The organism is Streptomyces sp. NPDC048696 (assembly GCF_043198895.1).
Classification (GTDB): Bacteria; Actinomycetota; Actinomycetes; order Streptomycetales; family Streptomycetaceae; genus Streptomyces.
On record NZ_JBICVJ010000003.1, the window covers coordinates 458914 to 482833 of the forward strand.

A 23920-nucleotide genomic window follows, 5' to 3' on the forward strand; every position below is an offset into this window, starting at 1 on the left:
ACAGCTCCGTGACGGCGCCGCCGTCCGATCAGCCCGCCGCGACCGTCAGGGGAGCGAAGCGGCGGGTCCAGTCGCCGGGCAGGCCCGGCATGTTGCGCGTCATCACCGCGTTGAAGCCGACCGGCTCCAGGCCGTTCGCCTTCAGCCAGTCCAGCAGCTCTTCGTGGCGTACGTCGATGTCGGTGCGCAGCGGGCGGTCCGTGCCCGCCGCGAGCGAGGCGACCAGGGCTTTCGCGGTCTCCGTGTCCCGGGCGACCAGCGGGCCCACGACATGGGTCTCCATGTTCGGCCAGGCCGCCGCGTAACCGATCAGGCCGCCCGAGTCCTCCGCGACCCGCAGCTGGTCGGCGAAGGCGGGCAGCCTGGTGAGTACATGGGTGCGATCGCGGCCGAAGACCTCGGCGTCCAGCCGCAGCATGGCGCTCAGATCCTCGGCGTTCGCGGGGCGGGTGGCCACCGTGGGCGCGGGGCCCGACGGGCGGAAGTGACCGCGGACCATCTCGGCGCGGCCGGTGACCTCGAAGCCCAGCTGCTCGTAGAGAGGTTGCCCGTTCGGTGTGGCGTGCAGGGTGACGGGCTGGTCCCCGAGCTCCGCCAGGACGTGCCGCATCAGCCGTCGCCCCACGCCCTGCCGGGCGTATTTCTCGGCCACCAGGACCATGCCGATGGCGGCCAGATCCGGCGTGTAGGAGGTGACCACGCAGACGGTGATCAGCCCCTTGTCTTCCGGGTCGTCGATTCCGTAACCGGTTCCCGCCGTGAGCAGCAGGCCCCACTTGTGCTCCTCGCGCGGCCAGCCGCGGTTCTCGGAGAGGTCGGCGCAGGAAACGAGGTCGTCAATGGTCAGACGGCGGATCGGCAGCTCGGCGAGCGGTGAGGGCATGGAGATCAGGCTGTCCGATAAACCCTTGCCGCGTCCACCGGTTTGCGGATACGGGACGTTGCTTTCGGCCACGCTCTGTCAGCTCCCGCTGCGGATGTTTCACGTGAAACATGGACCGAGCGCGTTGTTTCACGTGAAACATGGAGCGGGCGTACCTCTCCGGGCGCCGACCGGGTGCCCGGTGCTGGCACGTAACCATGGGTACTAGCCTCGGTGTACATGGCGAGACTTCATCTCTTCGACCTCGACGGCACCCTCATCAAGGGGTCCGCCGCGCCCGTCGAGATATCCCGGCAGCTCGGGCTGCTGGACGAGATCGGCGAGTTGGAGCGGGACCTGGCCGGAGGCAGGATCGGCCCGCCCGAGTACGCGGTGCGCGTGCACGGCCTGTGGTCCGGGCTGACCGAGGCCCATGTGGCGGCGGCCTTCGCGTCGGCGCCCTGGCTCTTCGGGATCCAGGAGGTGTGGCGGGACATCCGGGAACGCGGCGACTACTGCGCGGTCATCTCGCTCTCGCCGTCGTTCTTCGTGGAGCGGCTGCTGGGCTGGGGAGCCCATGCCGCACACGGTTCTGTCTTCCCCGAGGTGCCGTTCACCCGGCCCGTGGACCCGGCCGGGATCCTGAACGCGTCCGCGAAGGTGGGTGTCGCGGAGCGGCTGCGCGCCGAGTTCGGCGTCGGCCGGGCGGACTGTGTCGCGTACGGGGACTCCATGTCGGACGTGGAGCTCTTCGCCGCCGTGCCGGTATCCGTAGCGGTGAACGCGGACCACCATCTCGCCGGACTCGCCACCCACACGTACACGGGCGGCGACCTCCGGGAGGCCTACGCACTCGCACAGATCAAACGAGCCTAACGGGAAAGCCGGTTCGGATACCCGGGATTCCTGCTATTTGTCCCCGCCCGGGCCGTGCACCTGACATGCTCCGTTACGGGAGGGACGGTACTCCCGGACGTCGGTTCCTACGGCCAGAGGTTCGAGGCGAGACAAGGGATGAACGCTCCGACCACCACCGACGCTGTGCTGATACGCCGCACACTCGCGGAGATCGCACCGTTAGCGGACAAGGTCACGTCGTACTTCTACGCTCTGCTGTTCATAGGCGACCCGGAGCTGCGCACGCTTTTCCCCGCAGCGATGGACGCCCAGCGCGACCGGCTGCTCAAGGCGCTGCTCACGGCCGCCGAGCACCTGGAGAACACCGCCACACTCACGGAATATCTGCGACACCTGGGCCGGGGCCACCGCAAGTACGGGACCCGGCCCGAGCATTACCCCGCCGTCGGAGAGGCGCTGATCGGCGCGCTGATCCGGTACGCCGAGAAGACCTGGGACGACGCGACCCAGGAGGCCTGGATCCGCGCGTACACCGCGATGTCCCAGATCATGATCGACGCGGCCGACGAGGACGAGCGTCGGGCTCCCGCCTGGTGGTACGCGGAAGTCGTCTCGCACGATCTGCGGACCCCGGACATCGCGGTGGTCACGCTCCGCCCGGATCAGCCCTACCCCTTTCTGGCGGGCCAGTACACGACGCTGGAGACGCCCTGGTGGCCGCGCATATGGCGGCACTACTCGCTGGCCTCCGCGCCGCGCTCCGACGGGCTGCTGTCGCTGCACGTCAAGGCGGTCCCGGCCGGCTGGGTCTCCGGCGCCCTGGTCCACCGTGCCCGGCCCGGCGACACCCTGCGCCTGGGGCCGCCCGCCGGGTCGATGGTCGTCGATCACAGCACCGACAACGGCATGCTGTGCCTCGGTGGCGGCACCGGCATAGCGCCGATCAAGGCGCTGGTCGAGGACGTCGCCCGGTACGGGGAGCGCAGGCCGGTCGAGGTCTTCTACGGCGCCCGCAGCAACCACGACCTGTACGACATCGACACCCTGCTGCGGATGCAGCAGGCGCACTCCTGGCTGTCGGTGCGGCCGGTGGTCTCCGACAGCCCCAGCCGGGGGCTGACCGGGCGGCTGCCGGACGCGGTGCGCGAATACGGGCCGTGGAACTCCTACGACGCCTTCGTGTCGGGGCCGCCCGGGCTGATCCGCAGCGGGGTGACCACCCTGCGGGACATCGGGATCCCGTCGGACCGCATCCGGCACGACTCGGTCGAGGAACTGGTCGCGGCCAACGGCTGAGCGGCGCGCGGTCCAGGATCAGCCCAGGTCGGGGGCGTGCATCGCCCGTACGCCCTCGATGTTTGCGTCGAGGTAGTGCCGCAGCGACAGCGGTACGAGGTGGACGGAGGCAATCCCGACGCGGGTGAACGGGATCCGTACGATCTCGTACTCGCCGCACGGCTCGTCCACTTCGGGGCCGTGCCGCAGGGATGTGTCCATGGATTCGAGCCGGCAGACGAAGAAGTGCTGCACCTTCACCCCGGTGGCCCCGCCGTCGGCGCCGATGTGCTCGACCGTGTCGACGAAACAGGGCACCACATCGGTGATCTTCGCGCCGAGCTCCTCGTGCACCTCGCGGTGCAGGGCCTCGACGACGGTGGAGTCCTCCGGCTCGACGCCGCCACCGGGGGTGAGCCAGTACGGATCCACGCCGGGCTTGGTGCGCTTGATCAGGATCAGGTCGTCGCCGTCCAGGAGGACGGCTCGTGCGGTGCGCTTGACCACGGGTCGGACGGTCATGGGAGGAATGTGGCCCGTGGCGGCGGCCCCGAAACTTGCTCGGCCCAGGTCGGCACGTGCTCAGCTCCAGTCGACCGCGGCACGCAGCAGCCACTCCTGCGCCCGGGCGATGTGCGGCCGGGCCGGTGTGCCCGCGCGCACCGCCAGGAAGTACGTCCGCAGCGGTGGCACCGGCGGGTCGAGCAGCGCCACGAGCTCGCCCCGCTCCAGCGCCCCCTCGCACAGATAGCGCGGCAGTACGGCCAGCCCCGCGCCCGCGATCACCGTCTCCAGGACCGCCCTCAGATCGGGTGCGACGACCGTGCCCACGGTGGTCGGTTTGGTGTCGAAGACGGCGTGCCAGTAGCGCGACACCAGCGGCAGCGACTCATGCACCTCCACCACTGGAATGTGCTCCAGTACGCCGGGGCCCCCGCGCCGCAGCGCACCCGGCGCGAGCCGGCCGGCCCAGCGCACGCCCGCGACCAGCACATGCTCCTCGTCGCACAGCGGGGTGGCGCTGAGCAGCCGGCCGCGCGGGCGGGCGGTGGCGATGGCCAGGTCGTGATGGCCCGCGGCCAGCCCCTCCAGGGTCTCCTCGGCGTTCCCGAAGGAGGCGCGCAGCGCCAGCCCCTGCGGTACGAGCGCGGTCAGCGCGGGCAGTGCGCGCAGCGAGGTGAACTCGGGCGGCCCCGCGAGGTGCAGCGTGCGTATGCCCGAGTCCTCGTACAGCCCCGACTCGGCGATCTCGACCAGCGCGTCCAGATGCGGGGCGGCCCGCTGAGCCAGTTCGTCGCCGATGGTCGTGGGGGTCACGCCCCGGGCCTGGCGCAGGAAGAGGGGTCGGCCCAACTGCCGCTCCAGCGTGCGGATCTGGCTGGTCACGGCGGGCTGCGAGAGGCCGAGCAGGGCTGCGGCCCGGGTGAAGGAACCCGCCCGGTGCACCGTCACGAACGTACGCAGCAGGGCGAGGTCCATGGATGCCCTCCCGTCCCGGACTGCCTCACACCGTCCCCGGCCGGACACAACTATAAATATGTCGATAGGTCTCTGTCGCTACCGTGATTGGACACTGACACAGAGTCAACTAGCCTTGGTGGCGCGGTTCTTCGCGCGTGGAACCGGGGCGGTCCGAGCCAGGAGGGGGGAGGCTCGGACCGCCCGCCGCCCGGCGCGGGGCCACTACGAGGCAGCCGCCTCGTCCAGGGCGCGGCGTACGTCCGCGACCAGGTCGGCGGTGTCCTCGGCCCCCGCGGAGAAGCGGACGAAGCCCTCCGCGACCTTGTCGCCACCCCAGCGGCCGCGCCGCTCGGCGGTGGAGCGCACCCCTCCGAAGCTCGTGGCGTCGTCCACCAGCCGCAGGGCCGCGAGGAACCGCTCGGCGTGCGCGCGGTCGGGCAGGTCGAAGGAGACGACGCAGCCGAAGCGGCGCATCTGCGCGGCGGCCAGGCGGTGCGCCGGGTCGCTCGGAAGCCCGGGATGGCGCACCCCGAAGACCTCGGCCCGCTCGGCCAGCGCCCGGGCGACGGCCAGCGCGTTCGCCGACTGGCGGTCGGCGCGCAGCTGGAGGGTGGCCAGCGAGCGATGGGCCAGCCAGGCCTCCATCGGCCCGGGGATGGCACCGACGACCTTGCGCCATTTCCGTACGCGCGCGGCGAGTTCGGGATCGCGGCACACCACATAGCCCAGCAGCAGATCGCCGTGGCCGGTCAGGCCCTTGGTGCCGCTGGCCACCGCGAAGTCCGCGCCCAGTTCCAGCGGGCGCTGGCCGAGCGGGGTGGCCAGGGTGTTGTCGACCGCGACCAGCGCGCCCGTCTCGTGTGCGGCCCGGGCGAGCCGGCGGATGTCGCAGACGTCCAGGCCCGGGTTGGACGGCGTCTCGATCCACAAGAGCGCGGCGCCGTCCAGGACTTCCAGCTGGGCGTCGTCGGCGGTCGGCGCGGTGCGCACCTCCACGCCGTACGCCGCCAGCTGCTCGCGCACCAGCGGCAGCGCCTGATAGCCGTCGTCCGGCAGCACCACGGCGTCGCCCACGCGCGCGTGGGAGAGCAGTACCGCCGAGACGGCCGCCATGCCGGAGGCGAAGACGATCGCCTCGGCGCTCTCGTGCGGCGACTCCAGCTCGGCGAGGGCCCGCTCCAGATGGGTCCAGGTCGGGTTGGTGTCACGGCCGTAGGTGTAGGGACCCACCGCCTCGCCCGGGAGGTGGAAGTGGGCGGCGAACACCGGTCCGGGCAGCGAGGGTTCGTACGCCACCGGATCGGGAAGGCCCGCTCGCACCGCTCTGGTGCCGTCGCCCGGCGCGTCGGCAGGGCTCACACCCGCGCTCACGGATCAGTCCTTGTCGTCGGGCAGGACGACGTGCATGGCCCACGACACGATCGAGATGATCAGGCCGCCGAGCACGGCCGTCCAGAACCCGTGGACGTGGAAGCTCAGGTTGAGCTTTCCGGCCAGCCACGAGGTGAGCAGCAGCATCAGGGCGTTGATCACGAAGGTGATCAGGCCGAGCGTGAGGATGAACAGCGGGAACGACAGGAACTTCACCACGGGCTTGACGACGAAGTTCACCACGCCGAACAGCAGCGCGACCAGGACCAGCGTCAGGGCCTTCTTGCCCGTGTTGTCGCCGGTCAGGGTGATGTCCTTAACCAGCCAGATGGCGACGGCCAGGGCCGCCGCGTTGGCGATCGTCTTGACTACGAAATTCTTCATGTGTCTGATCGTGGCAGACGTGATCGGTACCAGGCAGGGGCGGACGGCGATGAAGGAATTCCGGCTTGACGAACTGGAGGCGGAGCGCGCCGCCAACGACGGCGCGTATCTGCGGTTCCTGCGCGAGCGGAACATGTCGGCGGGGCTGTACGCCCTGGACGCGGGGGCCCACGACCCGCAGACGCCGCATGCCCAGGACGAGATCTACTTCGTGGTGAGCGGCCGCGCCTCGATCACCGTGGGCCTGGAGACCACCCAGGTGGCGCGCGGCAGCGTCGTCTACGTACCCGCCGGAGTGGCCCACCGGTTCCACCATGTCGCCGAGGACCTGCGGGTTCTCGTCGTCTTCTCTCCCCCTGAGAGCTGAGGGTCGACCCCGGTCTTCCCTAGGGGTCCGGTCAGGGGAGTCCAAGGGCTGCGAGGCCCCCGTTCGGTACCCCCTCGCCCCTAGCATCGGATGTGTCGAAGGGCAGCAGCCCAAGACTCCAGGAGTTCCGAAGAGCGAAAGAGGTAAGGACGATGGCCGCACGGGAGATATTCGCGGGGATGCCCTGGTGGGTGAAGTGGGTCGCCGTGCCCGTCATCGCTCTGGTCGTGTTCGGCGGTCTGATCGCCAGCGTGGTCGGCTTCCTGTTCGGGCTGCTCTTCAAGGTGCTGATCTTCGTGGCCCTGGTCGGCGGTCTGATCTACGTCGTCCGCAGGTTCATGTCCTCCTCGTCCTCGCGGGGCGACTGGTAGACAGCCGGCCGAGTGCGTACGGGCACGGGTGCGCCGGGCACAGCGCTCGTACAACAGGCACAGGGATTAGCCCGGCTGAGGGAACGGATCCGTTCGGACCCCCGTGGCGCCGGAGGCGGCCGTTAAGGTGAAAACCTCTGCTGCCTCGGGCGGGCCTCCTGCCCGTCAGCACGCCTGGGGGTGACCCGTGGCCACGGCTGCGAACGCCGCTGTCCCTACCCTGATCGGCTCGGTCCAGCGGGCGTTGCGCCTGCTGGAGGCCGTGGGCGCCCATATGGACGGCGCTCCCGCCAAACAGCTGGCGCGCGAGGCGGGGCTGCCGCTGCCCACCGCGTACCACCTGCTGCGCACGCTCACCCATGAGGGTTATCTGCGCCGGGAGAACGGGGTGTTCGTGTTCGGCGAGGCGGCCGAGCGGCTGGCGGACGGCGGAGCTCTGCAGAATCGTCGCAGCAAGATCAGCCGGTCGCTCGCGGAGTGGCGCGACGCCATCGGCGTCCCCGTCTACTTCGCCGTCTACCGCGACGGCGAGATCGAGATCGCCGGGGTGGCCGACACGCCGTCGGCGCCCGCCGTCGAGGAGTGGGCCGACTTCCGCGAGACGGGCCATGCGCACGCGATCGGGCAGTGTCTGCTGAGCCAGCTCGACGAGAAGGCCCGCGAGGACCATCTGGACCGGCATCCGGTCCACGCCATCACCCCCTACTCCGTACGGGACCGCCGGGCCCTGCTGGACCGCCTCGCGGCTACGGAGCGTATGCGCCCGGTGGTCGAACGGCAGGAGTACGCGCTGGGCACGGTGTGCGCGGCGATCCCGATCACGGCAGGTTCCGGCGCCGCCACCATGGCCATCTCCCTCCCCCTTGACCAGCAAGAACGCCTTCTCCCGGCGATCGAGCAACTGCGCGGCGAGGTGGGGAGACTGCTCGGCTCCCTCGCGTTCCCTATCAGTATCTGAAATATCACTCCTTGTGATCTGCTAGCCCTTACAGCACGATTACGTCAAGAGGGCCAGGGGGATCATTCCTGGCCATATTCGGATACAGCGGGGTACATGATGCGTGAGTCGGTCGAGGCAGAGGTCATGATGAAGTTCCTCGTCTCCGAGGAGCTCGCGTTCAGGATCCCGGTGGAGCTCACCTATCGCGCGGTCGATCCGTACGCGATCCGGATGACGTTCCATCTGCCCGGCGACGCGCCCGTGACCTGGGCATTCGGGCGGGAGCTGCTGCTGGACGGCATCAACGCGCCGAGTGGCGACGGGGATGTGCACATCGCGCCGACCCGCCCCGAGGAGCTCTCCGACGTCCACATCCGGCTCCAGGTCGGCGGCGAGCGGGCGCTGTTCCGGGCCGGCGCGGCGCCCCTGGTGGCCTTCCTCGACCGTACCGACAAGCTGGTGCCGCTCGGGCAGGAGCGCGCGCTCGGCGACTTCGACGGGAATCTCGACGAGGCGCTGGGCCGGATCCTGGCCGAGGAGCAGAACGCGGGCTGAGGGCACGCTTCTCGCCCCGCCTCCTCTTGCGCTACTTCTTGCGGCGGCGCCCGCTCCCGCCGCGCACCGGGCCACCGCGCACGGACTTGCCGGCCGAGGCCGCCGGGCGGTCCGCCGAGACGACGAGGGCGGCCAGCACGGTGGTCACCGGGACCGAGGCCACCAGACCGATCGAGCCCACGAGCGTGCGCACGATCTCCTCGGCGACGAGCTCGCTGTTGGCCACCGTCCCCACGCTGCTCTGCGCGATCGAGAAGAGCAGCAGCAGCGGCAGCGCCGCGCCCGCGTACGCCAGGACCAGGGTGTTCACCACGGACGCGATGTGGTCGCGGCCGATCCGGATGCCCGCCCGGTACAGGCCGCGCGGCCCCATCGTCGGGTTCGCGTCGTGCAGCTCCCACACCGCCGAGGTCTGGGTGACCGTCACATCGTCGAGCACACCGAGCGAACCGATGATCACCCCGGCGAGGAGCAGGCCGGACATGTCGATGTGCGGGTAGAGGCCGTGGATGAGCCCGGTGTTGTCGTCGGTGTTGCCGGTCAGCGAGGCCCAGCCGATGAAGATCGAGCCGAGCAGTCCGATCAGGACCAGCGAGACCAGGGTGCCGAGGACGGCGACCGAGGTACGGGCCGAGAGACCATGGCACATATAGAGCGCGATCAGCATGATGGCGCTCGCCCCGACCACCGCCACCAGCAGCGGATTCGCGCCCTGCAGGATCGCCGGGAGGATGAACAGCGTCAGCACCGCGAACGAGACGACCAGCGCGATCAGCGCCATCACCCCGCGCAGTCGGCCGACGACCACGACGGCGACGGCGAAGATCCCCGCGAGCAGCGCCATCGGGAACCGGCGGTTCACATCGGTCACCGAGTACTGGAGATCGTGGGGCGCGTCGGGGGCGTAGGCGACGATCACGTCCTCTCCCTGGTGGAGTTGGCGCGGCGCGTCGGGCTGGATGATCTCGGTGAAGGTGCGCCCCTTCTCCTTGCCGGTCGTGACCTCGATCTTGGCCTTCGCGCACTGGCCCTGCTGGGCGCGCTTGGCCTCCTGGCCCTCGGCGGTCGACGTGTCGCCGTTGGACGGAGTCTGACCGGCGTTGACCGTCTTGCAGTCGACCTTCTGAATGCCGACGACCTTCGCCTGCTGGGTCTGGCGGTCGAATCCGACTCCGGTGCGCTGGTGCGACGGGGTGCCGCCGGGCCACAGGACGGCCAGACCGACCACGACCGCCACCGAGAACGGGATCAGCACAGCGGCGATCACCTTGCGGAGGTGCTTCGAGACAGGGGCCGCCGGGCCATGGCTGTGCGAGTGCCCATGGCTCTGTCCGTGCGGATGTCCGTGGGCGTCTTCCGGTGGGTGCTCTGTTGACGTCACCGCCCGATCATCGCAAGAACAGGGGGTCCCCTCTGTTCAGCGCGCTCGATATGACGCTAGCGTGGTGACACCTTTGCACACGCGGGAGCTCGGAGCACCGGGCTGAGAGGGCGCTGAAATCCGTACGAACGGTACGGAAACGGCTGCGCCGACCGCTGAACCTGTTACCGGGTAATGCCGGCGTAGGGAGTAGGTCTCATGACCAATCAGGACGCACGCACGCCTGCCTCGAACCAGAACGAGGCCGGGAAGTCCATCGGCTGGCACAAGGGATACGTCGAGGGCTCGCGCCCCGACCTCCGGGTGCCGGTCCGCCAGGTGCACCTCACCAACGGCAAGGACGTCACGCTGTACGACACGTCCGGGCCGTACACCGACCCGAACGTCGAGACGGACGTCCGCCGCGGTCTCGCCCCGCTCCGGGAGAACTGGATCATCGCGCGCGGTGACACCGAGGAGTACGCGGGGCGGCCGGTCCGCCCCGAGGACGACGGCATCAAGCACACCTCGCCGCGCGGGGGCCTGAAGAACCTCGACGCGGTCTTCCCGGGCCGCCCGCGCCAGCCGCGCCGGGGCCGGGGCGGCCAGGCGGTCACCCAGCTCGCGTACGCCCGCCGGGGCGAGATCACCCCGGAGATGGAGTACGTGGCGATCCGCGAGAACGTCTCGCCCGAGGTCGTCCGCGAGGAGATCGCGGCCGGGCGCGCGGTGCTGCCCGCGAACGTCAACCACCCGGAGATCGAGCCGATGATCATCGGCAAGCGGTTCCTGGTGAAGGTCAACGCCAACATCGGCAACTCCGCCGTCACCTCCTCCATCGAGGAGGAGGTCGACAAGATGACCTGGGCGACCCGCTGGGGCGCGGACACGGTCATGGACCTCTCCACCGGCCGCAACATCCACACCACCCGCGAGTGGGTGCTGCGCAACTCCCCCGTCCCGATCGGCACGGTGCCGCTCTACCAGGCCCTGGAGAAGGTCGACGGCAGGGCCGAGGAGCTGACCTGGGAGGTCTACAAGGACACGGTCATCGAGCAGGCCGAGCAGGGCGTCGACTACATGACCGTCCACGCCGGTGTGCTGCTGCGGTACGTGCCGCTGACCGCCCGCCGCAAGACGGGCATCGTCTCGCGCGGCGGTTCGATCATGGCGGCGTGGTGTCTGGCGCACCACAAGGAGTCGTTCCTGTACGAGAACTTCGAGGAGCTCTGCGAGATCCTCGCGTCGTACGACGTGACGTACTCCCTCGGTGACGGCCTGCGCCCCGGCTCCATCGCGGACGCCAACGACGAGGCGCAGTTCGCGGAGCTGCGCACGCTCGGCGAGCTCAACACCATCGCCAAGCGCCACAACGTGCAGACGATGATCGAGGGCCCGGGACATGTCCCGATGCACAAGATCAAGGAGAACATCGACCTCCAGCAGGAGATCTGCGAGGAGGCCCCGTTCTACACGCTCGGGCCGCTGACCACGGACGTTGCCCCGGCGTACGACCACATCACTTCCGGTATCGGCGCGGCGATGATCGCCTGGTGGGGCACCGCGATGCTCTGCTACGTCACGCCCAAGGAGCACCTGGGGCTGCCCAACCGCGACGACGTGAAGACCGGCGTCATCACGTACAAGATCGCGGCGCACGCGGCCGACCTCGCCAAGGGGCACCCGGGCGCGCAGGAGTGGGACGACGCGCTGTCGGACGCCCGCTTCGAGTTCCGCTGGGAGGACCAGTTCAACCTGGCCCTCGACCCGGACACCGCCAGGGAGTTCCACGACGAGACGCTGCCCGCCGAGCCCGCGAAGACCGCCCACTTCTGCTCGATGTGCGGTCCGAAGTTCTGCTCGATGAAGATCTCGCAGGACATCCGGCGCGAGCACGGCGGCGATCTGGCGACCGATGACATCGAGGCCGGGATGGCGGAGAAGTCCAAGGAGTTCGCCGCGTCCGGCAACCGGGTCTATCTGCCGATCGCGGAGTGACCTACGGACCGCCTGTTTCACGTGAAACGTACGCATGTTTCACGTGAAACAGGCGGCCGCGATGTCTCTCACTCCGGCTGGTGCTCGGGGCCCCCGAAGTCGGGACTGGTGAAGTCCGGGCTGGTGAAGCTCGGGCGGGTGTCCGAGGACGGGTCGCCGGGGCTGTCGAAGTCGGGCCGGTCGTAGCCGAGCGTCGGGATCCGGCGTGCCGGGCGCCGGGCCGGCGCACCCGGGTCGGTGCTCGGATCGGCCAGTGCCTCCCGCAGGAACGGGTAGATACCCCGCTCCGTCAGGGCATGGCGCCATGCCTCGCGGGCTCTGGAGACCTCCTGCGCCCGCTCGTCGCCCTCCTCGCCCTCCTCGGGTTCGGCGACGACCTGGGTCGCGCCGTTGCGCAGCGCGGTGAGCAGCAGGCCGATCGCGGCGGCGAGTATCGCGGCAGCGGTCAGCGCACCGAAGAACCAGCCCGCGGTGAGCATAGTGTCGGCGAAGGCCGGCTCCGGGTTGAGCATCTTCAGGATGTAGCCCACCAGCAGGAAGATGGCGGCGGCGGTCCCCGCGAGGACCGGTGCCAGCACCGCGACGACCGCGCCGATGCCCGCGCCCGAGGTGGAGTCCGGGCTGTCGACCACCGGCGGTGCGAGAACCGAGCCGCGGTCGGACGCGAGCGCGGTGGTGGAAGGCGCGCGCATCTCCTCGCGCACCCTGACGTAGTGGTCGTACTCGGCCGCCGCGGCCGCCGAGACGAGGGCACCGGCGTTGAGCACCATGGTGCGCAGCTGCTCGGTGTTGAGCCGTACTCCTACGCCGGCCAGCTCCGGCCGGTCGGGCGCGGTGCGCAGTGCGTCGTCGAGGATCCGCTCGAACTCCGGGCGGTCCTCGGTCAGCAGGTGCGGAGCGCTGTTCATGTGCATCCCCCGATGCTCCGTAGCCGCGAAGCCCGCCTGACGAACGGGCAATTGGGCGGAAACGGAGGAGAGCCTGCTACGGATAAGCCGATGGTAGAGCGGTTACGGCACGGGGTGACAGGGTGTTTCCGAAATCACCTTGCTACCGCCCGAGCCCACGCTTTCCCGATTACGCGTCAGTCATGCAGAGGCAACTGCACGACCAGCAGTTTTCCGGCCATGGTCACCCCACCGTCCATCGCGATGGCCAAGCCGTCCGCGTACACGTGCGGACCCTCCACGACCGGACGCGAGTCGTCCTCGCCGTCCTCGGTGCCCACCTCGCCCAGCAGATACGGGATCGGGCTGTGGCCATGGACCACGCGCTGTCCGCCGTACGCCGAGAGCAGTTCGCGGGCGGCCTGGGGGCCGGACTCGTCCCGGAACGCGAAGCGCTTGGTGAATTTCCGGAACAGATCCCAGCACTCGTCGGCGTCGTTGCGGGTGAGCAGCGCGTGGACGGTGTCGTTCACGGCCTCGATGGAGTCGCCGTACTCCAGATAAGCGGTGGTGTCGGAGTGCATCAGCAGATGCCCGTCCTCCTGCTCGATCGCGTCGAGGCGGGACATCCACTGGAGGTGGACGTCCTGGAGGCGGTCCATGTCGGCCTTCTGGCCGCCGTTGAGCAGCCAGGCGGCCTGGAAGGTGGCGGTGCCCGCGCCGGAGTTGACCGGGGTGTCGCCGAACCGCTTGGCGCCGATCAGCAGCAGCTCGTGGTTGCCCATGAGGGCCTTGCAGTAGCCACCGGCGGCCGCGGCCTCGGCGGACAGCCGCATCACCAGGTCGATGACGCCGATGCCGTCGGGGCCGCGGTCGGTGAAGTCGCCGAGGAACCAGAGGCGGGCGTTGCCCGCGGCCCAGTTCCCGTCGATGTCGATCAGCCCCTGCTCGCGCAGGGCGGCCAGGAGTTCGTCGAGGTAGCCGTGGACGTCGCCCACGACGAAGAGCGGCCCGAGACCGTCGGCGACGGGTGCCGGGGCCGGGTCCGTCTCCACCCGCACCTGCACGGTGTCCCCCCGGTTGATCACCGGGAGGTCGCGTGCGGTCGGGGTGTACCCCTCCGGCGGCTCGTCGTCCCCGAAGGCGTTCCCCGGGTGGATGTCCGCGGGGTACGCCTCGGCCGGGTGCGTGGCCACGACGGGGTGCGCCTCCACCGGCGGGTGGAAGCCGTCGGGCGAGTGGATGTCGACAGGCGGGGGCGGCGCGGGAGCCTGCGCCGGATGCGCAGGATTCTGCGCGTACGGAGGCACCCGGAAATCACGCAACGTCTCCGTCCGCACGGGTCCCTGACCGGCCCCCTGAGTCATCGACCCCTCCACCACCGTCGCGCCGCCGTACACCGGGGGACCCCCCTGGTCGGGCAGGGATCCGTGGTGTCGTGCGCCCATCATAGGAATGCGGCTCGTGCTGTGTGACGCACCAGGGGTGGTGAATCGGGGCGCGGCCGGAGTTCACCGGTTGTTATGTCCCCAATGTGTTGGTCTAGTCCTTGTCCGCATCGGTGTCTGTGCTCCTGTCCGGCACGTTCGGGTCCTGGCCATGGCCCCTTCGGGGCTCCGCCACGGGTGAGCGCGGCGGGCTGACGGTCGTACGCGGCGGACGGCGCTGCGACGACGTACGGATGATGAGTTCGGTCGGTATCACCTGCTCGATCGGGTGACCGTGGTCGATGCCTTCGATGGCGTCGATGAGCAGTTGGACCACGGCGGTGCCGATACGGCGGGGTTTGAGCGAGAGGGTGGTGATGGGCGGCTCGGTCGTCGCGTACACGGTGGATTCGCTGCAGCAGACGAGCAGCAGGTCCTCGGGCACGCGCAGCCCGTACCGCCGGGCGGCGGCGAGCAGATCGGTGCCGTTGGGGTCGAACAGGCCGTACACGGCGTCGGGGCGGTCGGGGCGGGCGAGCAGCCGGTCGGCCGCGACGGCGCCCGCGCACGGGTCGTGGGCGGGATAGGACTCGTAGACGGGGTCCTGCCCGACCCGCTCGCACCAGCTGAGGTACGCCTCGGTGGAGAGCCGGGTATAGGTGTCGGTGGTGGTGCCGGTGAGCAGACCGATCCGGCGGGCGCCGGCGGCGGCGAGATGGTCGAGCAGTTCCAGTACGGCGGCCTCGTGGTCGTTGTCGACCCAGGCGGTCACCGGCAGCGAACCCGCCGGGCGGCCGTCGGAGACCACCGGCAGTCCTTGGCGGACGAGCTCGGTGACGACGGGGTCCTGGTCGGAGGGGTCGATCACGACGGTGCCGTCGAGCGCGACGTTCGACCAGACGTCCGCGGGGCTGCGGCGTGAGGTGGCGGGCAGGATGACTAGGGCGTAGCCCCGGGCGAGGGCCGCGGACGTCGCGGCCCTCGCCATCTCGGCGAAATAGGCGAACTCGGTGAAGGTGAAAGGTTCATCCCCGTACGTCGTCACGGTGAGTCCGATCAAGCCGGACTTCCCGGTACGGAGCGTGCGGGCCGCTGCGGATGGGCGGTAGCCCAGCCGGTCTGCGACCTCGCGGACGTGGCGGCGGGTGGCGTCGGGGAGCCGGCCCTTGCCGTTGAGCGCGTCGGAGACGGTCGTGATGGAGACACCGGCGGCGGCGGCCACGTCCCGAATGCCCGCCCGCCCCAGCCGGCGACCGGTCGACCGGCTCACCTGGTGCTTCCCTGCTGCTGTCATGGCGAGCCGATAGTAGGGCGAGGCGAGACAGTTGGCTCGGGTGCATATGCACGCGTTGACAGGTACGTTTCTGCATGATCGTAAATCGTTAATGCCCTTGGTTTGCAAGGGAATTGGTGGCCATCGCGTTGTGGTGAGGGTTGTCGATTGGCGGGCGGCTGCCGAATGCCCGAAGTTTCGAAGAGGTCTCAACTCACCTGCACGAGGGATGCGCGCCACGGCGCGAGCCACCGGCGCGCGGCCTGGCGGGGAGCGCTCCCCCTCCGCGTGCGCCGGTGGGTCGCCCCATCCGCGCAGGTGCGGGGGCTGTGCCGGACGGATGCCCATGGCTCTTCGCAGGGGCGCCGAATCCTCATAAGGTGAGCAGTATTCGGATGGACGGAAATGGTCGAGGAGGACCCTGCGGTGAGCGAGACGAGCCCCAAGCTGCGCGCCGAGCTGGACGGCATCCCCACCTACAAGCCCGGCAAGCCCGCGGCCGCCGGTGGCCCGGTCGCGTACAAGCTGTCCTCCAACGAGAACCCGTACCCGCCGCTGCCGGGTGTGATGGAGAGCGCGATCGCCGCCGCCGGGAGCTTCAACCGCTACCCCGACATGGCGTGCACCGGACTGATGAACGAGCTGGCCGACCGGTTCGGCGTGCCGGTCTCCCACCTCGCCACCGGCACGGGGTCGGTCGGTGTCGCCCAGTCCCTGCTCCAGTCCACATCGGGCCCCGGCGACGAGGTCATCTACGCCTGGCGTTCCTTCGAGGCGTACCCGATCATCACCCAGATCAGTGGCGCCACCTCCGTCCGGGTGCCGCTGACCTCCGGCGAGGTGCACGACCTCGACGCGATGGCCGACGCGATCACCGACAAGACCCGGCTGATCTTCGTCTGCAACCCCAACAACCCGACCGGCACGGTGGTCCGCCGGGCCGAGCTGGAACGATTCCTCGACCGCGTGCCGTCGGACGTGCTGGTGGTCCTGGACGAGGCGTACCGGGAGTTCATCCGCGACGCCGATGTGCCGGACGGGATCGAGATCTACCGGGACCGCCCGAATGTGGCGGTGCTGCGCACCTTCTCCAAGGCGTACGGGCTCGCCGGGCTGCGGGTCGGCTTCGCCGTCGCCCACGAGCCGGTGGCGGCGGCGCTGCGCAAGACCGCCGTCCCGTTCGGCGTGAGCCAGCTCGCCCAGGACGCGGCGGTCGCGTCGCTGCGGGCCGAGGACGAACTGCTCGGCCGTGTCGGCGCGTTGGTGGGCGAGCGCGCCCGGGTGTACGAGGGCCTGGTCGGCCAGGGCTGGACCGTGCCCGAGACGCAGGCGAACTTCGTCTGGCTGCGCCTGGGCGAGCGTACGGTCGACTTCGCCGCGGCGTGCGAGGCGGCCGGTGTGGTGGTCCGGCCGTTCGCGGGCGAGGGCGTACGCGTCACGATCGGCGAGACCGAGGCCAACGACCTCTTCCTGAAGGTCGCCGAGGGCTTCCGCAAGGCGAACTGAGCGCTTCGCTGGAAGTGCGGTGACTTTCGGCTGCGGGTCATCTGTGGCTGGTCGCGCAGTTCCCCGCGCCCCTTGTCGGGCGTCCGGTACCGCCCCGGACTTCCACAGGGCTGCTCAGCCGGGCGGATCAAGCCCTAGGGCCTGTCCGGTGGATCTTGCCTGGGACGCACCGAAACGGCGTCCTGGACCGAAAGCAGCCAGATCCACCGGACAGGCCCTAGACCCGGTCCACCCGGATCGGGTCGCCCGGGCGGACCGTGGCGAGCAGCCGGGGATCTCCGTCGATCCGGCCGACGACATTGCACGGGCTCGCCAGCCGGCACTCCTCGCCGCGTGAGACGGGCGTCGGGCCGAAGGGCAGCGCGAGCGCGTCGCCCTCGGTCCAGAACGCGACCGTGCCCGCCTCCACCACCTGTCGCGCGTCCGCCTCCAGCGCGGGGGAGACCGGCGTGTCGAAGTAGACCTCCTCGCCCCAGGTGCGGGCGGTGGAGGCGATCGGGAGCACCCCCGCGAGCGCCGCGCTCGTGGGGGTTTCGTCGAGGGTGGCGGTCAGCCGGCCGGCGGGCCACGAGATCCGTATCTGCATGGCCCAGGATTCAACAATATGTTGAAAGCGCTGGGAAGAGGCGTCTCACAGGGCGTCCAGGCGCCTGGCCGACACCTGCCGAGCCTGCGGAGTCAAAAGGGGTACCCCCGCTTCAAGGTCGCGAAAGCGTGTGCGCCATAATTGCTTGTGAATGTGAACGCGTTCACAAGCGCGCCCTGATTGATCCCGTAATCAGTGGGATTGGAGGGGCAGGCTGCCGCTGTGACGGCGATGTAAGGAGAAGCGACGTGGATCTGGCTCTGGCGCCGGAAACCCTGGCGCGATGGCAGTTCGGCATCACCACCGTCTATCACTTCCTCTTCGTCCCCCTGACGATCTCGCTCGCCGCGCTCACCGCGGGCCTGCAGACCGCCTGGGTGCGCACGGAGAACGAGAAGTACCTCAGAGCGACCAAGTTCTGGGGCAAGCTCTTCCTGATCAACATCGCGATGGGTGTCGTCACCGGCATCGTCCAGGAGTTCCAGTTCGGCATGAACTGGTCCGACTACTCGCGGTTCGTCGGCGACGTCTTCGGTGCGCCGCTCGCCTTCGAGGCGCTGATCGCGTTCTTCTTCGAGTCCACCTTCATCGGGCTGTGGATCTTCGGCTGGGACAAGCTCCCCAAGAAGATCCACCTCGCCTGCATCTGGATGGTCTCGATCGGCACCATCCTCTCCGCGTACTTCATCCTGGCCGCCAACTCCTGGATGCAGCACCCGGTCGGCTACAAGCTCAACAAGGCCACCGGGCGCGCGGAGCTCACCGACTTCTGGCACGTCCTGACCCAGGACACCACCCTGGTCGTCGTCTTCCACACGCTCACGGCGGCCTTCCTCACCGGCGGCGCGTTCATGGTCGGCGTCTCCGCCATCCATCTGCGCCGCAAGAAGCACATCCCGGTGATGCGTACATCGCTCCGGCTCGGCCTGGTCACCCTGGTGATCGGCGGGATCCTCACGGCCGTCAGCGGTGACCAGCTCGGCAAGGTGATGTTCAAGCAGCAGCCCATGAAGATGGCCGCGGCCGAGGCGCTATGGGACGGCGACACGTCGGCGCCCTTCTCGATATTCGCCTACGGAGACGTGGCCAAGGGCCACAACAGCGTCGAGATCTCGGTCCCGGGTCTGCTGTCCTTCCTCGCCGACAACAACTTCTCCTCGTACGTTCCCGGCATCAACGACGTGAACAAGCAGGAGCAGCAGAAGTACGGGCCCGGCGACTACCGGCCCAACATCCCGGTCACCTTCTGGGGTTTCCGCTGGATGATCGGCTTCGGCATGACGTCCTTCGCGATCGGCGCCGTGGGCCTCTGGCTCACCCGCAAGAAGTTCATGCTGGCGCCCGGGCTGAGGACCGGCGACGACGAAGTGCCGCATCTGGTCCTCTTCCGGAACAAGGCGCTCGGCTCCCGGCTGACCCGGTGGTACTGGTTCGCCGCCGTCTGGACGCTCGGCTTCCCGCTGATCGCCAACTCCTGGGGCTGGATCTTCACCGAGATGGGCCGTCAGCCCTGGGTCGTCTACGGCGTCCTGCGCACCAAGGACGCGGTCTCCCCCGGTGTCTCGCAGGGCGAGGTCCTCACCTCGATGATCGTCTTCACGCTGCTCTACGCCGTCCTCGCGGTGATCGAGGTCCGGCTGCTCGTGAAGTACGTCAAGGCCGGACCGCCCGAGCTCACCGAGTCCGACCTCAACCCGCCCACCAAGATCGGCGGGGACGACCACGACCCCGACCGGCCGATGGCCTTCTCGTACTGAGGCTGAGGAGATCGAGGCATGGAACTCCACGACGTCTGGTTCGTACTCATCGCCGTCCTGTGGACCGGCTACTTCTTCCTGGAGGGCTTCGACTTCGGGATCGGGATCCTGACGAAGCTGCTGGCCCGCGACCGCAAGGAGAAGCGGGTCCTGATCAACACGATCGGGCCCGTCTGGGACGGCAACGAGGTGTGGCTGCTCACGGCCGGCGGCGCCACGTTCGCCGCGTTCCCCGAGTGGTACGCCACACTCTTCTCCGGCTTCTATCTGCCGCTGCTGATCATCCTGGTCTGCCTGATCGTGCGCGGAGTCGCCTTCGAGTACCGGGCGAAGCGGCCGGAGGACAAGTGGCAGCGCAACTGGGAAGAGGCCATCTTCTGGACCTCGCTGATCCCGGCGTTCCTCTGGGGCGTGGCCTTCGGCAACATCGTGCACGGCGTCAAGATCGACGCGCACAAGGAGTACGTGGGCACCTTCTGGGACCTGCTGAACCCGTACGCGATCCTCGGCGGACTGGTGACGCTGTTCCTGTTCACCTTCCACGGCTCGGTCTTCGCTTCTCTGAAGACCGTCGGTGACATCCGGGAGCGGTCGCGGGCACTGGCGCTGAAGCTCGGCCTGGTGACAGCCGTGCTGGCCCTCGGGTTCCTGATCTGGACGCAGGTCTCACGCGGGGACACCAAGAGCCTGGTCGCGATGGTCGTGGCGGTTGTCGCCCTGGTCGGCGCGATCGGGACGATCAAGGCGGGCCGCGAGGGCTGGTCGTTCGCGCTGTCGGGCATCACCATCGCCGCCGCCGTGGCGATGCTGTTCCTGACGCTCTTCCCGAACGTCATGCCGTCCTCGCTGAACGACGGATGGAACCTCACGGTCTCCAACGCCTCGTCCAGTCCGTACACCCTGAAGATCATGACCTGGTGTGCGGGCATCGCGACGCCGGTCGTGCTGCTCTACCAGGGCTGGACGTACTGGGTGTTCCGCAAGCGGATCGGCACCCAGCACATCGCCGACGCGCACTGAGTCTGAAAGGGGGCCATGTTTCACGTGAAACATGGCCCCCTGGCCCTTCGAGGGGATGTTTCACGTGAAACCGATCGATCCGCGGCTGCTCCGATACGCCCGTGCCACCCGCCTCTTCCTCGGGGCCGTCGTCGGCCTCGGTCTGGTCGGGGCCGGGCTGGTCGTCGCGCAGGCGATGCTCATCGCCGAAGTGGTGGTGGGGGCGTTCCAGCACGACCTCGACGCGGCCGGGCTGCGGACTCCCCTGCTGCTTCTCGCGGGGGTCGCGGTCGGACGGGGGCTGGTGTCATGGCTGACCGAACTCGCCGCGCACCGGGCGAGCGCGGCGGTCAAGTCGGAGCTGCGCGGGCGGCTCCTTGAGCGGGCGGCACAGCTGGGGCCGGAGTGGCTGAGCGGACAGCGCACCGGTTCGCTGGTCGCGCTGGCCACCCGGGGAGTGGACGCGCTCGACGACTACTTCGCGCGCTATCTGCCGCAGCTGGGCCTCGCGGTGGTGGTACCCGTGGCGGTGCTGGCGAGGATCGTCACCGAGGACTGGGTGTCGGCCGCGACCATCGTGGTCACCCTCCCGCTGATCCCCCTGTTCATGGCGCTCATCGGCTGGGCGACCCAGGCACAGACGGACCGCCAGTGGAGGCTGCTCTCACGTTTGTCGGGGCACTTCCTGGACGTGGTCGCCGGACTGCCGACGCTGAAGGTGTTCGGCCGGGCCAAGGCGCAGGCCGAGTCGATCCGCACGATCACCTCGCAGTACCGCCGGGCCACGCTGAAGACCCTGCGGATCGCGTTCCTGTCGTCGTTCGCCCTTGAGCTCCTCGCGACCCTGTCGGTGGCGCTGGTCGCCGTCGGCATCGGCATGCGACTGGTACACGGGGACATGGACCTCTACACGGGCCTGGTGATCCTGGTCCTCGCGCCCGAGGCGTATCTGCCGCTGCGGCAGGTCGGGGCGCAGTACCACGCGGCGGCGGAGGGACTTGCGGCCGCCGAGGAGATCTTCGAGGTGCTGGAGACCCCGCTGCCCGAGGGCGGTACGGGGGCGGTACCGGCCGGTCCCGTACGGATCGAGGTCGACGGGGTGACGGTTCGCCATCCGGGCCGTACGCAGCCGTCGTTGGATGCGGCAACGCTGGTGGTGGAGCCGGGCGAGACGGTCGCCCTGACGGGGCCGAGCGGGGTCGGGAAGTCGACGCTGCTCAGTGCGGTGCTGGGGTTCGTGACGCCGGACGAGGGCCGGGTGCGGATCGCCGGTACCGATCTCGCGGGGCTCTCGCTGGAGCGGTGGCGGGAGCGGGTGGCCTGGGTCCCCCAGCGGCCGCACCTGTTCGCGGGGACCATCGCTGAGAACGTACGGCTGGCCCGGCCCGACGCGGACGACGCGGCGGTCCGGGACGCCCTGCGTGAGGCCGGCGCGCTGGAGTTCGTCACGGCGCTGCCCGAAGGCGCCGGGACGGAGCTCGGGGAAGGCGGCGCGGGACTGTCGGCCGGCCAGCGCCAACGCCTCGCGCTGGCACGGGCGTTCCTCGCGGACCGGCCGGTCCTGCTGCTCGACGAGCCGACGGCGGCGCTGGACGGCGAGACCGAGGCGGGCATCGTCGAGGCGGTACGGAGGCTGTCGGCGGGCCGCACGGTACTGCTCGTGGTGCACCGGCCGGCGCTGCTCGCGGTCGCGGACCGGGTGGTCGAGCTGCGGCCCGTGGCGGGCGTGGAAAGCACGTCGGCGCGGGCCGCGGTGTCCGGTCCGGCCGGGGAGCGGGCGCCTGTGGCAGTCCCGAAGGCTTCGGACGACGGGCCGGTGCCGGATCCCAGCCGGGAAGGCGTCTCCCGGAACGTGCTCGCGCGGGTGCGCGAAACCGCCCGTGGGCTGCGCGGGCGCCTCGCCCTCGCGCTGCTGCTGGGGGCGCTGGCGCTCGGGTCGGCCGTGGGGCTGATGGCCGTGTCCGGGTGGCTCATCTCGCGAGCCTCCGAACAGCCGCCGGTGCTCTATCTGATGGTGGCCGTGACGGCGACGAGGGCGTTCGGCATCGGTCGGGCGGTGTTCCGGTACGCCGAGCGGCTGGTGTCCCACGACGCGGTGCTGCGGATGCTCGCCGAGGTGCGGGTCGCGGTCTACCGCAGGCTGGAGCGGATCGCCCCGGCCGGGCTGCGCACCACTCGGCGCGGCGATCTGCTGTCCCGACTGGTCGCGGACGTCGACGAGTTGCAGGACTACTGGCTCCGCTGGGCGCTGCCCGCCGCAGTGGCGGTCGTCGTCTCGGTGGCCGCCTCGGGCTTCACCGCCTGGCTGCTGCCGGAGGCGGGGGCCGTGCTGGCGGCCGGGCTGCTGGTCGCCGGGGTCGCGGTGCCGATGGTCAGCGGTGCCTGTGCGCGACGGGCCGAGCGTCAACTGGCGCCCGCGCGCGGCCTGCTGGCGACACGGGTGGTCGATCTGCTCACCGGAACAGGTGAGTTGGCGGTGGCGGGTGCGCTCGGCCGCCGCACTCGGGAGGTCAAGGACGCCGACTCGGCGCTGACCCGGATCGCGTCGCGGGGCGCCGCCGCCACCGCGCTCGGCAGCGGGCTGTCCGCGCTGGTCTGCGGGCTGACCGTGGCCTGCGCCGCCCTGGTCGGCGTGCAGGCGGTCGGCGCCGGACGGCTGGACGGGGTGCGGCTCGCCGTCGTGGTGCTGGTGCCCCTCGCCGCGTTCGAGGCCGTCAGCGGCCTGCCCCTGGCCGTACAGGCGCGCCAGCGCGTGCGGCGGAGCGCGGAACGTGTCTACGAAGTGCTCGACGCTCCCGTGCCCGTACGGGAGCCGGAGGTGCCGGCCACCGCGCCGACGTCGCCGTTCCCGCTGGAGGTGCGCGGGCTGAGTGCCCGCTACGAAGGACAGAACCGGGACGCGCTCGGCGACTTCGCCCTGACGCTCACCCCGGGAAAGCGCGTCGCCGTCGTCGGGCCGTCCGGCTCCGGCAAGACCACCCTCGCCCAGGTGCTCCTGCGCTTCCTGGACGCGCGGCAGGGCACGTACCGGATCGGCGGCACGGACGCGACGGCGCTGGCGGGCGACGACGTGCGCCGTGTCGTCGGGCTGTGCGCCCAGGACGCCCACATCTTCGACAGCTCCGTACGGGAGAACCTGCGGCTCGCCAACACCGGGGCCGGGGAGGAGGAGATGCGGGAGGCGCTGGCGGCGGCCCGGCTGCTCGACTGGGTGGACGGTCTGCCCGACGGCCTCGACACGCTCGTCGGGGAACACGGCGCACGGCTCTCCGGAGGCCAGCGTCAACGGCTCGCGCTGGCTCGCGCGCTGCTCGCCGACTTCCCCGTGCTCGTTCTGGACGAACCCGCCGAGCATCTGGACCTGGCGACGGCCGACGCGCTCAGCGCGGACCTGCTGCGCGCCACTCAAGGCCGGACGACCGTGCTGATCACCCACCGGCTGCGCGGCCTGGAGGCTGTCGACGAGGTCGTCGTGCTCGACGGGGGCCGCATCGCGCAGCGTGGGGCGTACGACGATCTCGCACTGGTCGACGGGGCGCTGCGGCGGATGCTGGAGCGGGAACGCGAGAGCGACCTCCTTCAGGAGGCCAGGACGGCCTGAGTGCCGTCTCCCGTACGGGCATGGGCTTTTCGGGGTACGAGCCCTTCGCCCGGCACGTCCGCCGCGTGGCCCGACTTTCCCC

At 70.1% G+C, this 23920-nt stretch carries 20 protein-coding genes, 1 pseudogene and 1 riboswitch; of the genes and pseudogenes, 11 read left to right on the plus strand and 10 right to left on the minus strand.

Going from position 1 to position 23920, the window contains the following annotated elements:
- Positions 1-28: 28 nt before the first annotated feature.
- Complete coding sequence (locus tag ACGFRG_RS08365; RefSeq protein WP_361423437.1) at positions 29-883, minus strand: GNAT family N-acetyltransferase; 855 nt, start codon at positions 881-883, stop codon at positions 29-31.
- Between the two features lie 219 nt (positions 884-1102).
- Between ACGFRG_RS08365 and ACGFRG_RS08370 the strand changes: the two genes are divergently transcribed.
- Together ACGFRG_RS08370 and ACGFRG_RS08375 are read left to right on the plus strand one after the other, a co-directional pair.
- On the plus strand, positions 1103-1738 hold the full coding sequence (locus ACGFRG_RS08370) for an HAD family hydrolase (RefSeq protein WP_393262491.1): 636 nt from the start codon (positions 1103-1105) through the stop codon (positions 1736-1738).
- A gap of 159 nt (positions 1739-1897) precedes the next feature.
- Positions 1898-3016, plus strand: a pseudogene (locus tag ACGFRG_RS08375) (globin domain-containing protein); the annotation flags it as partial.
- A gap of 18 nt (positions 3017-3034) precedes the next feature.
- Here ACGFRG_RS08375 and ACGFRG_RS08380 read toward each other — a convergent pair.
- The 4 genes from ACGFRG_RS08380 to ACGFRG_RS08395 form a co-directional block, all read right to left on the minus strand.
- On the minus strand, positions 3035-3517 hold the full coding sequence (locus ACGFRG_RS08380; protein ID WP_361423033.1) for an NUDIX hydrolase: 483 nt from the start codon (positions 3515-3517) through the stop codon (positions 3035-3037).
- Positions 3518-3577: 60 nt separating this feature from the next.
- Complete coding sequence (locus ACGFRG_RS08385) at positions 3578-4474, minus strand: LysR family transcriptional regulator (protein ID WP_393262494.1); 897 nt, start codon at positions 4472-4474, stop codon at positions 3578-3580.
- A 204-nt stretch (positions 4475-4678) separates the two neighbouring features.
- Positions 4679-5827, minus strand: coding sequence for a cystathionine gamma-lyase (locus ACGFRG_RS08390; protein ID WP_393262496.1), 1149 nt, complete (start codon positions 5825-5827; stop codon positions 4679-4681).
- A gap of 3 nt (positions 5828-5830) precedes the next feature.
- Positions 5831-6211 carry a phage holin family protein gene (locus ACGFRG_RS08395; protein WP_361423024.1) on the minus strand — a complete coding sequence of 127 codons (381 nt, stop codon included), beginning with the start codon at positions 6209-6211 and terminating at the stop codon, positions 5831-5833.
- 49 nt (positions 6212-6260) lie between these two features.
- Here ACGFRG_RS08395 and ACGFRG_RS08400 point away from each other — a divergent pair, with 49 nt between their 5' ends.
- The 4 genes from ACGFRG_RS08400 to ACGFRG_RS08415 all read left to right on the plus strand — a co-directional run bounded on the left by ACGFRG_RS08400 (position 6261) and on the right by ACGFRG_RS08415 (position 8444).
- Positions 6261-6578 carry a cupin domain-containing protein gene (locus ACGFRG_RS08400; protein ID WP_361423434.1) on the plus strand — a complete coding sequence of 106 codons (318 nt, stop codon included), beginning with the start codon at positions 6261-6263 and terminating at the stop codon, positions 6576-6578.
- A 152-nt stretch (positions 6579-6730) separates the two neighbouring features.
- The gene (locus ACGFRG_RS08405) at positions 6731-6949 is read left to right on the plus strand and encodes a DUF5326 family protein (RefSeq protein WP_101389190.1); all 219 of its coding nucleotides are present in this window, start codon (positions 6731-6733) and stop codon (positions 6947-6949) included.
- 187 nt (positions 6950-7136) lie between these two features.
- Complete coding sequence (locus ACGFRG_RS08410) at positions 7137-7907, plus strand: IclR family transcriptional regulator (RefSeq protein ID WP_393262500.1); 771 nt, start codon at positions 7137-7139, stop codon at positions 7905-7907.
- 99 nt (positions 7908-8006) lie between these two features.
- Positions 8007-8444 (plus strand): SsgA family sporulation/cell division regulator, encoded by a 438-nt coding sequence (locus ACGFRG_RS08415; protein ID WP_361423431.1) that lies wholly within the window; start codon positions 8007-8009, stop codon positions 8442-8444.
- A gap of 31 nt (positions 8445-8475) precedes the next feature.
- On the opposite strand, the gene ACGFRG_RS08420 is transcribed toward ACGFRG_RS08415, so the two are convergent.
- Complete coding sequence (locus tag ACGFRG_RS08420; RefSeq protein ID WP_393262502.1) at positions 8476-9825, minus strand: YibE/F family protein; 1350 nt, start codon at positions 9823-9825, stop codon at positions 8476-8478.
- Positions 9826-9896: 71 nt separating this feature from the next.
- Positions 9897-10031: riboswitch (TPP riboswitch) on the plus strand.
- Between ACGFRG_RS08420 and thiC the strand changes: the two genes are divergently transcribed.
- Positions 10024-11802 carry a phosphomethylpyrimidine synthase ThiC gene (thiC, locus tag ACGFRG_RS08425; protein ID WP_393262505.1) on the plus strand — a complete coding sequence of 593 codons (1779 nt, stop codon included), beginning with the start codon at positions 10024-10026 and terminating at the stop codon, positions 11800-11802. Its footprint overlaps the riboswitch before it by 8 nt.
- Positions 11803-11870: 68 nt before the next feature.
- On the opposite strand, the gene ACGFRG_RS08430 is transcribed toward thiC, so the two are convergent.
- The 3 genes from ACGFRG_RS08430 to ACGFRG_RS08440 all read right to left on the minus strand — a co-directional run bounded on the left by ACGFRG_RS08430 (position 11871) and on the right by ACGFRG_RS08440 (position 15410).
- Positions 11871-12716 carry a hypothetical protein gene (locus ACGFRG_RS08430; RefSeq protein WP_361423012.1) on the minus strand — a complete coding sequence of 282 codons (846 nt, stop codon included), beginning with the start codon at positions 12714-12716 and terminating at the stop codon, positions 11871-11873.
- Positions 12717-12886: 170 nt separating this feature from the next.
- A complete protein-coding gene (locus ACGFRG_RS08435) occupies positions 12887-14056 on the minus strand; it encodes a metallophosphoesterase (RefSeq protein WP_361423009.1) in 1170 nt (389 codons plus the stop codon).
- A gap of 175 nt (positions 14057-14231) precedes the next feature.
- On the minus strand, positions 14232-15410 hold the full coding sequence (locus ACGFRG_RS08440) for a LacI family DNA-binding transcriptional regulator (RefSeq protein WP_361423006.1): 1179 nt from the start codon (positions 15408-15410) through the stop codon (positions 14232-14234).
- A gap of 405 nt (positions 15411-15815) precedes the next feature.
- Between ACGFRG_RS08440 and hisC the strand changes: the two genes are divergently transcribed.
- Complete coding sequence (gene hisC / locus ACGFRG_RS08445) at positions 15816-16895, plus strand: histidinol-phosphate transaminase (protein WP_361423003.1); 1080 nt, start codon at positions 15816-15818, stop codon at positions 16893-16895.
- A 217-nt stretch (positions 16896-17112) separates the two neighbouring features.
- Here the strand turns inward: hisC and ACGFRG_RS08450 are convergent, their stop codons facing one another.
- Positions 17113-17481, minus strand: coding sequence for a cyclophilin-like fold protein (locus tag ACGFRG_RS08450; protein ID WP_361423000.1), 369 nt, complete (start codon positions 17479-17481; stop codon positions 17113-17115).
- Between the two features lie 248 nt (positions 17482-17729).
- On the opposite strand from ACGFRG_RS08450, the gene ACGFRG_RS08455 reads away from it, so the two are divergent.
- The 3 genes from ACGFRG_RS08455 (at position 17730) to cydD (ending at position 23838) form a co-directional block, all read left to right on the plus strand.
- Positions 17730-19238, plus strand: coding sequence for a cytochrome ubiquinol oxidase subunit I (locus tag ACGFRG_RS08455; protein WP_361422997.1), 1509 nt, complete (start codon positions 17730-17732; stop codon positions 19236-19238).
- Between the two features lie 18 nt (positions 19239-19256).
- Positions 19257-20258 (plus strand): cytochrome d ubiquinol oxidase subunit II, encoded by a 1002-nt coding sequence (cydB, locus tag ACGFRG_RS08460; protein ID WP_361422994.1) that lies wholly within the window; start codon positions 19257-19259, stop codon positions 20256-20258.
- Positions 20259-20322: 64 nt separating this feature from the next.
- A complete protein-coding gene (cydD, locus tag ACGFRG_RS08465) occupies positions 20323-23838 on the plus strand; it encodes a thiol reductant ABC exporter subunit CydD (protein WP_393262510.1) in 3516 nt (1171 codons plus the stop codon).
- Positions 23839-23920 lie beyond the last annotated feature (82 nt).

Bases quoted from the DNA above. Each gene is read 5' to 3' on its own strand.
- ACGFRG_RS08365 (WP_361423437.1), bottom strand. From the start codon at position 883: ATGCCCTCACCGCTCGCCGAGCTGCCGATCCGCCGTCTGACCATTGAC.
- ACGFRG_RS08370 (WP_393262491.1), top strand. From the start codon at position 1,103: ATGGCGAGACTTCATCTCTTCGACCTCGACGGCACCCTCATCAAGGGG.
- ACGFRG_RS08380 (WP_361423033.1), bottom strand. From the start codon at position 3,517: ATGACCGTCCGACCCGTGGTCAAGCGCACCGCACGAGCCGTCCTCCTG.
- ACGFRG_RS08385 (WP_393262494.1), bottom strand. From the start codon at position 4,474: ATGGACCTCGCCCTGCTGCGTACGTTCGTGACGGTGCACCGGGCGGGT.
- ACGFRG_RS08395 (WP_361423024.1), bottom strand. From the start codon at position 6,211: ATGAAGAATTTCGTAGTCAAGACGATCGCCAACGCGGCGGCCCTGGCC.
- ACGFRG_RS08400 (WP_361423434.1), top strand. From the start codon at position 6,261: ATGAAGGAATTCCGGCTTGACGAACTGGAGGCGGAGCGCGCCGCCAAC.
- ACGFRG_RS08405 (WP_101389190.1), top strand. From the start codon at position 6,731: ATGGCCGCACGGGAGATATTCGCGGGGATGCCCTGGTGGGTGAAGTGG.
- ACGFRG_RS08415 (WP_361423431.1), top strand. From the start codon at position 8,007: ATGCGTGAGTCGGTCGAGGCAGAGGTCATGATGAAGTTCCTCGTCTCC.
- thiC (WP_393262505.1), top strand. From the start codon at position 10,024: ATGACCAATCAGGACGCACGCACGCCTGCCTCGAACCAGAACGAGGCC.
- ACGFRG_RS08430 (WP_361423012.1), bottom strand. From the start codon at position 12,716: ATGCACATGAACAGCGCTCCGCACCTGCTGACCGAGGACCGCCCGGAG.
- ACGFRG_RS08435 (WP_361423009.1), bottom strand. From the start codon at position 14,056: ATGACTCAGGGGGCCGGTCAGGGACCCGTGCGGACGGAGACGTTGCGT.
- ACGFRG_RS08440 (WP_361423006.1), bottom strand. From the start codon at position 15,410: ATGACAGCAGCAGGGAAGCACCAGGTGAGCCGGTCGACCGGTCGCCGG.
- ACGFRG_RS08450 (WP_361423000.1), bottom strand. From the start codon at position 17,481: ATGCAGATACGGATCTCGTGGCCCGCCGGCCGGCTGACCGCCACCCTC.
- cydB (WP_361422994.1), top strand. From the start codon at position 19,257: ATGGAACTCCACGACGTCTGGTTCGTACTCATCGCCGTCCTGTGGACC.